Source organism: Gelidimonas denitrificans, assembly GCF_055694065.1.
The window spans coordinates 3,589,494-3,602,004 of sequence record NZ_CM146350.1; the positions used below are offsets into that span (position 1 = coordinate 3,589,494).

Annotated in this window: 12 protein-coding genes and 1 pseudogene; 8 read left to right on the plus strand and 5 right to left on the minus strand. The window is 56.5% G+C overall.

What is annotated here, in order from left to right; translation table 11 throughout:
* Window positions 1-2: 2 nt before the first annotated feature.
* From FKCLFG_RS16640 to FKCLFG_RS16660, 5 genes are all read left to right on the plus strand, one after another.
* Entirely contained in the window at window positions 3-425 is a 423-nt protein-coding gene (locus tag FKCLFG_RS16640) for a F0F1 ATP synthase subunit epsilon (protein WP_472614174.1), read from the plus strand.
* Window positions 426-452: 27 nt separating this feature from the next.
* A complete protein-coding gene (locus tag FKCLFG_RS16645) occupies window positions 453-1,004 on the plus strand; it encodes a CoA-binding protein (RefSeq protein ID WP_472614175.1) in 552 nt (183 codons plus the stop codon).
* Entirely contained in the window at window positions 1,001-1,819 is an 819-nt protein-coding gene (locus FKCLFG_RS16650; protein WP_472614176.1) for a PPK2 family polyphosphate kinase, read from the plus strand. The genes FKCLFG_RS16645 and FKCLFG_RS16650 overlap by 4 nt, the downstream gene beginning before the upstream one ends.
* Before the next feature lie 259 nt (window positions 1,820-2,078).
* Entirely contained in the window at window positions 2,079-3,158 is a 1,080-nt protein-coding gene (gene hemE / locus FKCLFG_RS16655) for a uroporphyrinogen decarboxylase (protein ID WP_472614177.1), read from the plus strand.
* A gap of 361 nt (window positions 3,159-3,519) precedes the next feature.
* Entirely contained in the window at window positions 3,520-5,541 is a 2,022-nt protein-coding gene (locus FKCLFG_RS16660) for a primosomal protein N' (protein ID WP_472614178.1), read from the plus strand.
* A gap of 66 nt (window positions 5,542-5,607) precedes the next feature.
* On the opposite strand, the pseudogene FKCLFG_RS16665 reads toward FKCLFG_RS16660, so the two are convergent.
* From FKCLFG_RS16665 to uraH, 4 genes and pseudogenes are all read right to left on the minus strand, one after another.
* Window positions 5,608-5,846: pseudogene (locus FKCLFG_RS16665) on the minus strand (transposase); the annotation flags it as partial.
* Between the two features lie 242 nt (window positions 5,847-6,088).
* On the minus strand, window positions 6,089-7,651 hold the full coding sequence (gene ahpF, locus FKCLFG_RS16670) for an alkyl hydroperoxide reductase subunit F (RefSeq protein WP_472614179.1): 1,563 nt from the start codon (window positions 7,649-7,651) through the stop codon (window positions 6,089-6,091).
* Window positions 7,652-7,863: 212 nt separating this feature from the next.
* A complete protein-coding gene (gene ahpC, locus FKCLFG_RS16675) occupies window positions 7,864-8,427 on the minus strand; it encodes an alkyl hydroperoxide reductase subunit C (RefSeq protein WP_472614180.1) in 564 nt (187 codons plus the stop codon).
* Between the two features lie 113 nt (window positions 8,428-8,540).
* On the minus strand, window positions 8,541-8,894 hold the full coding sequence (gene uraH / locus FKCLFG_RS16680) for a hydroxyisourate hydrolase (protein WP_472614181.1): 354 nt from the start codon (window positions 8,892-8,894) through the stop codon (window positions 8,541-8,543).
* Between the two features lie 180 nt (window positions 8,895-9,074).
* Between uraH and puuE the strand changes: the two genes are divergently transcribed.
* Together puuE and FKCLFG_RS16690 are read left to right on the plus strand one after the other, a co-directional pair.
* Window positions 9,075-10,043 (plus strand): allantoinase PuuE, encoded by a 969-nt coding sequence (puuE, locus tag FKCLFG_RS16685; RefSeq protein WP_472614182.1) that lies wholly within the window; start codon window positions 9,075-9,077, stop codon window positions 10,041-10,043.
* A complete protein-coding gene (locus FKCLFG_RS16690; RefSeq protein WP_472614183.1) occupies window positions 10,044-11,816 on the plus strand; it encodes an allantoate amidohydrolase in 1,773 nt (590 codons plus the stop codon).
* Here the strand turns inward: FKCLFG_RS16690 and FKCLFG_RS16695 are convergent.
* Window positions 11,800-11,970 (minus strand): oxidoreductase-like domain-containing protein, encoded by a 171-nt coding sequence (locus tag FKCLFG_RS16695; protein WP_472614184.1) that lies wholly within the window; start codon window positions 11,968-11,970, stop codon window positions 11,800-11,802. The two genes, FKCLFG_RS16690 and FKCLFG_RS16695, sit on opposite strands and share 17 nt — an antisense overlap.
* A 220-nt stretch (window positions 11,971-12,190) precedes the next feature.
* On the opposite strand from FKCLFG_RS16695, the gene FKCLFG_RS16700 reads away from it, so the two are divergent.
* A complete protein-coding gene (locus FKCLFG_RS16700) occupies window positions 12,191-12,403 on the plus strand; it encodes a SlyX family protein (protein ID WP_472614185.1) in 213 nt (70 codons plus the stop codon).
* Window positions 12,404-12,511 lie beyond the last annotated feature (108 nt).

Sequence of the window (12,511 nt, forward strand, 5' to 3'; positions counted from 1 at the left end):
ACATGGCACACACAATTCACATTGACGTTGTTTCCGCCGAAGAGCTTATCTTCTCCGGCGAAGCCGAATTCGTCGCGTTGCCGGGCGAATCGGGTGAGTTGGGAATTTATCCCAAACATACTCCGCTGATTACCCGCATCAAACCGGGTGCGGTGCGCATTAAGATGGTTGACCGGGCCGAAGAAGAATACGTCTTCGTAGCTGGCGGCATCCTGGAAGTGCAACCGAATGTGGTTACAGTACTGGCCGACACCGCGATTCGCGGTGCCGACCTGGATGAAGCCCAGGCAACGGAAGCGAAAAAGCTGGCTGAAGAAGCGATGGTCAATAGAGAATCCAAAATTGACTATGCAAAGGCGCAGATCGAACTCGCCATTGCGATTGCGCAGTTGGCGACAATCCAAAAATTGCGTCAAAAACGCTAATCGCCACCCTGTGGCGTTAGCAGTAAAATGAAAGGCAGCTTTGGCTGCCTTTCATTTTTTTCGAAAGGTTTTTGTGGTCAGCCTTGCCAATCTCTTGCTTATACAGGATTAGTCGCCATGCAACCTCCCGAAAAACAGGCAAAAGGGATTAATTTTCAGCATCTTTTTGCCCAGAATCGCACCATCGCCGTGGTTGGTCTGTCAGCCAAGAGCACCCGTCCCAGTCACGAAGTAGCAGGCGCCATGCAGGCCTACGGCTACCAAATCATTCCAGTCAACCCACTGTTAGCGGGCACTTACATACTGGGAGAGCTTTGCTATGCAACGCTAGATGAAGCTGCTGCTGCCATGCGGGCAGAAGGAGTCGGAATCGATATCGTCGACTGTTTCCGCAAATCGGCCGATATCCCTCCGATCGCAGACGCTGCCATCGCTATCGGTGCCAAGGTGTTATGGATGCAGATGGGGATCAACAACGAGCCGGCGGCGGCCAAGGCACGTGCGGCCGGATTGCAGGTGGTGGTGGATCGCTGCATCAAGGTTGACGCAGCAATTTATTTGAATCGGGGAACACAATGAATGTCTGTGAATTGTTTCGCGCCAAGAAAAAATTGGACTTGCATGATGCCGACGCCGCCAACAAGCCATTGGCGCCGGCGGGGAAAGCGAATGACAAATCCGAGGACAAACTGCAGGTAGTCAAGCTGGCCGAGCGCATAGCCGGCTACCAGGACGTGTTTTATGCTGCCCGTGAGCGCAAATTGCTGGTCGTGCTGCAAGGCATGGATACCTCCGGCAAAGATGGCGCGGTGCGCGGTGTGTTCGGCCTGATCGATCCGCTCGGGATACGCAGCGTTGCATTCAAGGCGCCCACCCAGAACGAGCGTGAGCATGATTACCTGTGGCGTATCCACAAGGAAGTGCCGGGACAGGGCGAAATCGTGATTTTCAATCGCAGCCATTATGAGGATGTGCTGATTAGCCGCGTGCATGGCTGGATTGACGAGAAGGAATGCCAGCGTCGTTATGTTCAGATCCGGGATTTCGAACGCATGCTGACGGAGAGCGGGACGGTGCTGCTGAAATTCTTTTTGCATATTTCAAAAGAAGAGCAAAAGCAGCGCCTGGAAGAACGTATTAGCGACCCCGACAAACACTGGAAATTCGACCCCAATGATTTGGCGGAACGGCAATATTGGGCCGATTACCAGAAAGCCTATCAACAGGCGATCCAGGAAACCGATGCCGATCATGCCCCCTGGTATGTGATCCCGGCCAATAGCAAAACTCACCGCAACCTGGCAATCGCCAGCATATTGGTGGACGCACTGGAAAAAATGCGGCTGACCTATCCATCAGCCAATCCAGACTACACCAAACTAAAAGTGGTGTGAGCCGGCAACTGCGCAGTTACCGAGCCGTCACATCCGGCAAGAAATTGCGCAACGGCATATATAAAATGCATTCTGCGGTTTGGCTGCGACTGCGTATGCACAATCTGCCGTTGCGATACTTATGCTGCATTAGCCAGTTAAATCTCTATCCTGCTGCCCACTTATTTCTGACATTCGCCTGGCGAGGGATGGTGGATTGCTCGACTGTGCATCGTTATCGGCGATAATGTCGGATTATTTTCGCCACCAGACGCATGCCATGACCCAATTTGCTCCGCTCCAGAATGACACTTTCCTGCGCGCACTGCTGCGTCAGGCCACCGATTACACGCCAGTCTGGATGATGCGCCAGGCCGGTCGATACTTGCCGGAATACCGTGCGTCGCGGGAGCGGGCCGGTTCTTTTCTGGGCCTGGCCAAAAATCCTGATTACGCCACTGAAGTTACGCTGCAGCCGCTGGGTCGCTACGCGCTGGATGCGGCAATCCTGTTTTCTGACATTCTGACGGTGCCCGATGCGATGGGATTGGGCCTGTATTTCGTCGAAGGCGAGGGGCCGAAGTTCGAGCGTCCGCTGCACAATGAAAAAGATGTGCTGGCGCTGCAAGTTCCGGACATGGGCTCGCTGCAATATGTATTCGATGCGGTTACCCAAATTCGCACCGAATTGCATGGCCGGGTGCCGCTGATCGGTTTTTCCGGCAGCCCGTGGACACTGGCCTGCTACATGGTCGAAGGTGGCGGCTCAAGTGACTTTCAACGGGTCAAGACGATGCTGTACCAGCGCCCGGATCTGATGCACCACATCCTGAAGATCAATGCCGCCACCGTGGCTGATTACCTGAACGCACAAATTGATGCCGGCGCGCAGTCGGTGATGATGTATGACACTTGGGGCGGGGCGCTGGCCGATGGCGTCTATCAGCAATTTTCGTTGTTTTATATGCGTGAAGTAATGCAACTTCTTAAGCGCGACAAAGATGGCGTACGCATTCCATCGATCGTCTTCACCAAGGGCGGCGGACTGTGGCTGGATCAGATTGCCGACATCGGTGCCGACGCTGTAAGCCTGGACTGGACCGTGAATCTGACCAAAGCGCGCGCGCTGGTTGGCGACAAGGTCGCGCTGCAAGGCAATCTCGATCCGAGCGTATTGTTTGCCAAGCCGGACCAGATCCGCGCCGAAGTGATCAAGGTGCTCGATGCATTCGGCACGCCCTGCGACGGCAATGGTCACGTCTTCAACCTGGGTCATGGCATTTCGCAGTTCACGCCACCGGAAGCAGTGACGGCGATGGTCGAAACGGTGCATGACTACAGCCGGCAACAAAGAGCCTGATTGCGCTTGCTGCATCGGCCTGTTGCCGGGTGCGGCTTGCAGCAGCATATTGACTGCAAGGCCGCACTCAAACGAGACTTCAGGCCTGTAGATAAATTAAAAATTGCCTACTTATGCACAAAAATAATAACAGTTAGTGGATTTCGAACGGTGCGATGAAAATCCGCCAACTGAATACTCAAGTCGTTGATTTTAAAGTAATTATTATATTATTCTGGTGACGTAGACATACTTGTGGCAGGTTCAACTATGTTATTTCTGCAACTTGATAGACATCTATCCACAAAGTTATCCACAGGCTTTGTGGACAAGTAGAAAAAATCCGCGACAGAAGCGCATCCCATCAAAATAGGTTTATTCCGTGACAATCATCCAAGTCGCGCTTGACACTCCGCTCGACTTTTGCTTCGATTACCGCTGGTGCCCGGAACACCAGGCGGCAGTGGCACCTTTGGCCGGCCAACTGGCGCTGGTGCCGTTTGGCCCGCGCGAAGTGGTCGGGCTGATCGTCGCGGCGAATGTCGAGACCGTTGTCCCGGCCGGCAAACTCAAGGATGCGCTGGCGATTCGCAGCCAGTTGCCGGCATTGTCCGGGCAGTGGCGTGCGCTGTGCGCTTTCGCCGCCGATTACTACCAGCGCCCGCTGGGCGAAGTGGCGATTCCCGGCCTGCCGCGCAATCTGCGCGCGCTGAAAACTACCGCGCTCGATCGCGCCTTGAAAAAACTGGCGAAGATCGCCGCCGTGCATGACGCCACGCCGGCCGCCATGCCAGTTCTCAATCCGGAGCAGCAGCAAGCGGTTGACGCGATAGCAGGCGCGCAAGGATTCGCGCCGCATTTGCTGTACGGGGTTACCGGCAGCGGCAAGACCGAAGTTTATCTGCAAGCCGCGGCACACATTCTGACGCGTTTTGACGCTGCGCAAATCCTGATCCTGGTGCCGGAAATCAATCTCACGCCGCAGCTTGAAGGCAGCATCCGGGCCCGTTTTCCCGGCGTTGCGGTCGCCACTCTGCACAGCAGTCTGGCCGAAGGCGAGCGCATGACGCACTGGCTGGCGGCGCACTTGGGGCAAGCCCGCATCGTGCTGGGCACCCGGCTGGCGATTCTGGCCTCGTTGCCGAAGCTGCAACTGATCGTTATCGACGAAGAGCACGACCCGTCCTACAAGCAGCAAGAAGGATTGCGTTATTCGGCGCGCGACCTGGCCGTGTGGCGGGCGCACCAGTTGGGAATTCCGATTGTGCTGGGCTCCGCCACGCCGTCGCTGGAGAGTTGGCAGCATGCGCAAAGCGGCCGTTATCGCAAGCTGGAGTTGCGTCAGCGTGCGGTCAGGGCCGCCGTCTTGCCTACCGTGCGCTTGATCGACATGGAGCACAACAAGCCGGTCGATGGCCTGACGCCGGTTCTGATTGCCGCGCTAAAACTGCGGCTGGAGCGTGGTGAGCAATCGCTGCTGTTCCTGAACCGGCGCGGCTATGCGCCGGTGCTGGCCTGCGACGCCTGCGGCTGGATCAGCAACTGCAGCCGCTGCACAGCGTTCATGGTGCTGCATAAACCAGAGCACCGCTTGCGTTGCCACCACTGCAGCCTGGAACTACGCATCCCGAGATCGTGCCCGACCTGCGGCAATGTCGACCTGCAACCGCTGGGGCGCGGCACGCAACGGGTGGAGGAAGGCTTGCAGGCGATTTTTCCCGAAGCGCGCATCAGCCGCATCGATGCCGACTCGACCCGTCGCAAAGGCAGCGCGCAAGCCGCGTTCGACGCGGTGCATCGGGGCGAGGTCGATATCCTGATCGGCACCCAGATGGTGGCCAAGGGCCATGATTTCAAAAACCTGACTTTGGTCGGCATCCTCAACCCCGATACTGCGTTGTTCTCGCAAGATTACCGCGCCAGCGAACGGTTGTTCGCGCAACTGATGCAAGTCGCCGGTCGCGCCGGTCGCGCCGCGCAAAAGGAAGGCGGCAGCGTCAGCGAAGTGCTGATACAGACCCGTTACCCGCAGCATCCGTTATATGCGGCAGTGGTGAATCACGATTACGATCACTTCGCCACCGAACTGTTGGCCGAACGCCAGCAAGCGCATCTGCCGCCTTACCTGTATCAGGCGCTGCTGCGGGCCGAAGCCCGCGAATTAGAAATCGCGATTGATTTCCTGAAGCAGGCCGCAAACGCAGTCGAACACGCCGGCATCACCATCAACGACCCGATCCCGATGACGATGACCCGCGTGGCCAACGTCGATCGCGCCCAGTTGCTGATTGAATGCCCGTCGCGTCCGGCGCTGCAAGCCTTCCTCAAAGTCTGGCTGACCGCACTACGGAAAATCAAGACGCGCGCCAAATGGTCGCTGGAAGTCGATCCGGTGGATATTTGATGTCACGCATGCTTGCTGCAATGAGATGCGTTTTATATGGGGGGCTTATGTATTAAAAGTACCATATTAGCTACCAACCTCAGAGAGGCGCAGAATGCGTAGCGGTAAAGATTTGGTGACGGCTGCGGCATAGAGTAATCGAGGCGCGTTGAAGCCAAATCGAAACGGCGGTTGAGGCGATATTGAAATTCAGCCAGATGCCGGGTTGCGTATTTGAAAAAATCAAAGGCATGGTAAGTGCCTGCCAACGAGGTCTTCAAATTACCCAGCATGGTATTGACATAGTGAAACCGAGGATGCATCGCAACCTTCTTTTCATGGCCAGTAACATGGGCTTTATGGGAAACGTTATGCGGGAAGAGTGTCTCGCGCGTGGCGCTCAAGCTGAAACAGCAGTAAGCGTCGATTTCGGCTTTGCTGGGCAATCCGCGCGAACAAGTCAGTGCCGCGGAAAAATTCTGAGCATTCGTTAAAAATACGCGCAAAAAAAAAGCCGGAGCAGCGCAAGGTACGCTGTTCCGGCTTTTTTAACGCGGTGAAGCTGGCGTTAGGATTCTGCCGGTGCCGACGAGCGGATCAAATAATCAAACGCGCTGAGTGCAGCCTTGGAACCATCGCCCGCCGCAATCACGATTTGCTTGAACGGCACTATGGTGGCATCGCCGGCAGCGAAGACGCCGGGAATCGAGGTCTGACCGCGCGCATCGACTTCGATCTCGCCATGCGGTGTCAATGCAATCGTGCCTTTGAGCCACTCGGTATTCGGCACCAAACCGATTTGCACGAAAATGCCTTCCAGCTCGACTTGCTTGATCGTGTCGGAAGTCAAATCCTTGTAGCTCAGGCTGGTGACTTTTTTGCCGTCGCCATGTACTTCAGTGGTCTGGGCGCTGGTGATGACGGTGACATTCGGCAGGCTATGCAGCTTGCGCTGCAATACCGCATCGGCGCGCAATTCAGCGCCGAATTCCAGCAATGTCACATGGCTGACCAGTCCGGCCAGGTCAATTGCAGCTTCGACGCCGGAATTGCCACCGCCGATGACCGACACCCGCTTGCCCTTGAATAACGGGCCATCGCAATGCGGACAGTACGCCACGCCGCGGTTCAGGTATTCCTGCTCGCCGGGCACGTTAATCTTGCGCCAGCGCGCACCGGTGGCGAGCACCACCGATCTGGCTTTGAGCACCGCGCCGCTGACCAGTTTGATTTCGATCAGATCGCCTGCCACCAGTTTTTCGGCGCGCTGCAAATTGATGATATCGACATCGTAGCTACGCACATGACGTTCCAGGTCGGCGGCAAAGCGCGGGCCTTCGGTTTCCGGGACCGAGATGTAATTCTCGATGGCCATCGTGTCCAGCACCTGACCGCCGAAACGTTCTGCCACCACGCCGGTGCGAATACCTTTGCGCGCTGCATAGACTGCGGCAGCGGCACCGGCTGGCCCCCCGCCGACGATCAACATGTCAAACGGTTCTTTGGCGTTAATTTTTTCAGCATCGCGGCCAGCCGAGCCGGTATCAAGTTTGGCAAGGATTTCTTCCACGCCGAGGCGGCCTTGATCGAATACTTTGCCATTCAGGTAAATAGTCGGCACTGCCATGATTTCGCGCTTCTCGACTTCATCCTGGAACAATGCGCCGTCGATCACCACGGAGCGCACACGCGGGTTCAGCACTGCCATCATATTCAGCGATTGCACTACTTCCGGGCAGTTCTGGCATGTCAGCGAAACATAAGTCTCAAACTGATAGTCGCCATCGAGATTTTTAATGCGTTCAATGACATCGGCCTCGACTTTGGGCGGATGGCCGCCGGCCTGCAGCAATGCCAGTACCAGGGAAGTAAATTCGTGCCCCATCGGAATGGCGGCAAAGCGGATGCCTATGTTGGCACCGGCGCGGTTGATCGAAAACGACGGCTTGCGCTCGGCGTCATCAAAACGTTCGATCAAGCGGATTTTGTCGGATAAAGTAGTAATTTCCTGCAACAACGACTGCATTTCGCGCGATTTGTCACTGGTATCAAGCGAGGCAACCAGTTCGATTGGCTGCGTCACTTTTTCCAGGTAAGCCTTCAACTGGGTTTTGAGATTATTCTCTAGCATGATTGCCTCATATTTCACAACGGTGATTCGGGGTGATGCTTCATTGTTACCGGGTATTTTCAAATACGCACAATATATATACGGTAAATGACATGTTTTTGATCATACTCTGGCACATATTTTTAACAGCTTCGTAGCGTGGGCACGTTTTTTGTGCCCACGCGGACGGTCGAACGATGTTGGCAGGCGAGCGCGAGACTCGCCCCTACGGCTTAAATCTTGCCGATCAAATCCAGCGATGGTGTTAATGTTGCGGCACCTGGTGTCCATTTTGCAGGACACACTTCATTTGGATGGGCAGCAACGTATTGCGCCGCCTGCACTTTACGCAGCAATTCTTTGGCGTCACGGCCGATGCCGTTGTCATGCACTTCCATGACTTTGATCTGGCCTTCTGGATTCACAACGAAAGTACCGCGCAAGGCCAAGCCTTCTTCTTCGATCAGCACTTCAAAATTGCGTGCCAGTGCCAAGGTTGGGTCGCCCAGCATTGGGTAGGTGATCTTGCCGATGGTGTCGGAAGTATCGTGCCAGGCTTTGTGCGCGAAGTGCGTGTCAGTGGAAACGCTGTAAATTTCGACGCCCATCTTCTGGAATTCTGCATAATTGTCGGCCAGATCGCCCAATTCAGTTGGGCAAACAAATGTGAAGTCGGCTGGATAAAACACAAATACCGACCATTTGCCCTTCAGGTCTTCATTGGTTACTGGAACGAATTTGCCATTATGAAAAGCAGTTGCCTTGAACGGTTTAACTTCAGTATTGATTAAAGACATGGTGATTTCCTTTGCGGGTTGAAGTAATGAGTGATCATAATAAGTCGATCCTTATTATTTGTAAAATTAATTAAATATATATACTTGATTGTCTCTGCCTATCGAATAGGGAATCAACTACCGCGATAAGTCGAATACGCCCACGGCGAAACGAGCAGCGGCACGTGGTAATTCTGATCAGGATCGGCGATGCCGAAAGCGATGCAAACCCGGTCAATGAATTTCGGGTTCGGCAACGGCACGCCTTGCGAATCAAAATAATCGCCGGCGAAAAACACCAGTTCGTATTGGCCGACATGCAGCGCGCCGCCTTCCAGCAGCGCCGCATCGCAGCGGCCATCCTGATTAGTGGCAACGGTTTTGAGTAGGATTCTGTCGCCATCCTGCAATGCATACAATTCGATCCCGACCCCGACACCGGGCTTGCCTTGCGCGACATCCAGCACATGCGTGGTGAGCTTTCCCATCGTGACTCCCTTATCTCGGAACGGTTATGCGGTAAATCATATAACGCAGTCGGTACAGCGGATATACACTTCCTAAACTTCCTAAACTTCCTAAACTTCCTAAACTTCCTAAACTTCCTAAACTTCCTAAACTTCCTACTCATCAATCAATCATGCTGGTTACAACCTGAGAGGTAACGCATGACCGACGCTGACGCAAACTATCCCCGCGACCTGACCGGTTACGGCCGCACGCCGCCGCACCCGCAATGGCCGGACGGTGCGCGGCTGGCGCTGCAATTTGTGCTGAATTATGAAGAAGGTTCGGAAAATTGCGTGCTGGATGGCGATACGGCGTCCGAAACTTTTCTGTCCGAAATCATCGGCGCGCAAGCATTCGCGATGCGCCACATGAGCATGGAATCGCTGTACGAATACGGTTCGCGCGCCGGTTTGTGGCGGATATTGCGCTTGTTTGAGGAGCGCACACTGCCGTTGACGATTTTTGGCGTGGCGATGGCGCTGCAGCGCAATCCGGAAGCAGTCGCCGCGTTCCAGTCGTTCGGTCACGAGATCGCCTGCCACGGCCTGCGCTGGATCAGCTACCAGCAGATGGATGAGGCGACCGAACGCGCTCACATGCGGCAGGCGGTGCAGATCATCACCGAATTGACCGGTGCCGCGCCGGCCGGCTGGTACACCGGGCGCGATTCGCCCAATACCCGCAAACTGGTGGTAGAGCACGGCGGCTTTTGCTATGACTCGGATTATTACGGCGACGATCTGCCGTTCTGGCAGCAAGTCGCGATCACCGATTCCGATGGAAAACCCGCCAGCAAGCCGCATCTGGTGGTGCCGTACACGCTCGACAGCAACGACATGCGCTTCGCCGCAATGCAGGGTTTCAATTCCGGCAGCCAGTTCTTTGATTACCTGAAAGATGCGTTCGATGTGCTGTACGCGGAAGGCGATCCGGACGGCCTGAATCAGCCGAAAATGCTGTCGATCGGTCTGCATTGCCGCATCATCGGACGCCCGGGACGGAGCGCGGCGCTGGCGCGTTTTCTGGATTACGTGCAGTCGCAGGACAAGGTCTGGATCGCGCGCCGGATCGACATCGCACAGCACTGGCGCAAGGTGCATCCGTTTTGCGAACAAGGGAGTAAATAGATGCATCCAATGCCCGTCACCACCACATTAGCCCAACTCAATACCTGCGATGCCACCAGCTTTGTATCGACGTTGCAAGGCATCTACGAACATTCGCCGTGGGTAGCGCAGCGGGCGGCGGCGCAGCGGCCTTTTGCCACGCTGGCGGCGCTGAAACTGGCGTTGCAGGATGCGGTCAGGAACGCACCCGAAGCCGAGCAACTGGGCTTGATTCGCGCCCATCCTGAACTCGCCAGCAAGGCGGCGCTGGCCGGCGCACTGACTGCGGAGTCGCGCAGCGAGCAAGCCAGAGCCGGCCTGAATCACTGCAGCCCGACAGAGTTGGCCGCGCTGCAGCAACTGAATGCCGATTACAACGCCAAGTTCGGCTTTCCCTTCATCGTCGCTGTCAAGGGGCCGGATGGGCGCGGGCTGTCGCGGCAAGCGATCATCGCAATTTTCAGACGCCGGCTGCGCCATCAGCGCGCCGACGAACTGGCCGAATGCCTGCGCCAGATCGGCCGCATCGCCGAACTGCGCTTGAACGACCTGCTCGGCCACACGCTGGAGTTCGGCCACACCATTCTGGCCTGGGCTGAAACGCTGGCGGCCTGGAGCGATAGCGAAGACGGCCTGACCTGCGCGTTCATGACGCCAGCGCACCGCAACACCGCCGCCCAACTGGCTGAATGGATGCGCAGCGCAGGCTTGCAGGCCGAAATCGACGCAGTCGGCAACGTGGTCGGGCGCTATCGGTGCGACGACCCGCACGCCCAAACACTGCTGACCGGCTCGCATTACGACACCGTCAGAAACGGCGGCAAGTACGACGGCCGGGCCGGAATTCTGCTGCCGATTGCGGTGCTGCGCCAACTGCATGAACGCGGTGAAAAACTGCCGTTTCACCTGGAAGTAATCGGCTTTGCGGAAGAGGAGGGTGTGCGCTTCAACAGCACCTTTTTGGGCAGCAACGCGGTCATCGGCCAGTTCGATCCGACGCTGCTGGAGCAGGTTGACGCCGACGGCGTGACCATGCGCGCTGCGTTAATCGCAGCGGGTCACGACCCGGCGCAGATTGCCGCCAGCGCGCGCAATCCGGCCGATCTGCTGGGTTTTGTCGAAATCCATATCGAGCAGGGCCCGGTCTTGCTCGGGCGCGAGGTGCCGGTTGGGATCGTCAGCTCGATCGCCGGCTCGCTGCGCTATCAGGTTGCGCTGACCGGCGTGGCTAGCCATTCCGGCACGACGCCGATGACGATGCGCCGCGACGCGGCAGCAGCAGCGGCCGAAATCATCCTGTTGGTCGAGCAGCGTTGCAGCCAGGCGCCGACGCTGGTCGGCACCGTCGGCCAGTTGCAGGTGCCGCACGGTTCTATCAATGTGATTCCCGGAGCCTGCAATTTATCGCTGGATATTCGCGCCGCCGATGATGCCACCCGTGATGCGGCGGCGGCCGACGTACTCAAGGAGATCGCCGCGATCTGCGCGCGCCGCAATATCGATGTTGCGCTGGAGCGCGTCGAAATCTCGGCCGCTGCGCCGTGCGCGCCGTGGCTGATGCGCCAATTGGCGGCTGCCACCGAACGGGCCGGCGTCCCGGCGATTACGCTGCCTTCCGGGGCTGGCCACGATGCGATGTTGCTGGCCAGGATCACCGATGTCGCGATGCTGTTTATCCGTTGCGGCAATGGCGGCATTAGCCACAATCCGCTGGAAACCATGACCGCCGACGATGCCGAGATTGCCGCGCAGATATTTTTGGATTTTTTGCGCTCTTTTAGGTCGGCGCGCTGATGTTCGCACTATCGTTATGCGCTGCGGCAGCGGCAGTGAGCGCCGCCTGCTGCTCTTCCCAGGTCCGCAGCGCTGCATAATAGGTATCCCAAATGCACGGATCGCAGCCGTTTTCGCAGCATTCGCCGTCGGCTGGGGGAATTGGTTTATTCATGGCGAGGTCTGGTGATGTTTCGGCTGAGGATGAGCCACCATGTTAACGCAGATCGGAAAAAATCGGAGCAGCCGGCAGCACGGCTTCGGACCAAATCATATACAGTGTCTTGTATATTTTTGTTGCGCAATATAAACATGCGGCAATTGCACTGTTTTAAGGCATACTCCCATGCAATTCAGCAACAACACGTTACACATATTCCAAGGAGAAGTTCACGATGAACTCCGAAGCACGCATGATGGAAATCGAGATCAAGCTCACCCGCCAGGAAGATTTGCTCGAAACATTGAATACGCTGGTATATCGCCAGCAGCAAAAAATAGACCAGCTGGAAACCCTGTGCGCGGCACTGGCGCGGCTGATCAAGGAACCGGCCAGCGATCAAGACGGCAGCGCCAATAGCGCCAACGAAAGGCCGCCGCATTATTAGTCGCGCAATGCCAGTCGCGCCTGCAGCGCGCCTTAGACGCCTGCGGTACAATCCGGCCGATATGAACGCACTCACTATTGCCCCCAAACACGCCCCGACCAACCTGTT

What these genes read in the sequence shown, in the direction of transcription:
- FKCLFG_RS16640 (WP_472614174.1), top strand. Translation starts at nt 3, where the DNA reads ATGGCACACACAATTCACATTGACGTTGTTTCCGCCGAAGAGCTTATC.
- FKCLFG_RS16645 (WP_472614175.1), top strand. Translation starts at nt 453, where the DNA reads ATGAAAGGCAGCTTTGGCTGCCTTTCATTTTTTTCGAAAGGTTTTTGT.
- FKCLFG_RS16650 (WP_472614176.1), top strand. Translation starts at nt 1,001, where the DNA reads ATGAATGTCTGTGAATTGTTTCGCGCCAAGAAAAAATTGGACTTGCAT.
- hemE (WP_472614177.1), top strand. Translation starts at nt 2,079, where the DNA reads ATGACCCAATTTGCTCCGCTCCAGAATGACACTTTCCTGCGCGCACTG.
- ahpF (WP_472614179.1), bottom strand. Translation starts at nt 7,651, where the DNA reads ATGCTAGAGAATAATCTCAAAACCCAGTTGAAGGCTTACCTGGAAAAA.
- ahpC (WP_472614180.1), bottom strand. Translation starts at nt 8,427, where the DNA reads ATGTCTTTAATCAATACTGAAGTTAAACCGTTCAAGGCAACTGCTTTT.
- uraH (WP_472614181.1), bottom strand. Translation starts at nt 8,894, where the DNA reads ATGGGAAAGCTCACCACGCATGTGCTGGATGTCGCGCAAGGCAAGCCC.
- puuE (WP_472614182.1), top strand. Translation starts at nt 9,075, where the DNA reads ATGACCGACGCTGACGCAAACTATCCCCGCGACCTGACCGGTTACGGC.
- FKCLFG_RS16690 (WP_472614183.1), top strand. Translation starts at nt 10,044, where the DNA reads ATGCATCCAATGCCCGTCACCACCACATTAGCCCAACTCAATACCTGC.
- FKCLFG_RS16695 (WP_472614184.1), bottom strand. Translation starts at nt 11,970, where the DNA reads ATGAATAAACCAATTCCCCCAGCCGACGGCGAATGCTGCGAAAACGGC.
- FKCLFG_RS16700 (WP_472614185.1), top strand. Translation starts at nt 12,191, where the DNA reads ATGAACTCCGAAGCACGCATGATGGAAATCGAGATCAAGCTCACCCGC.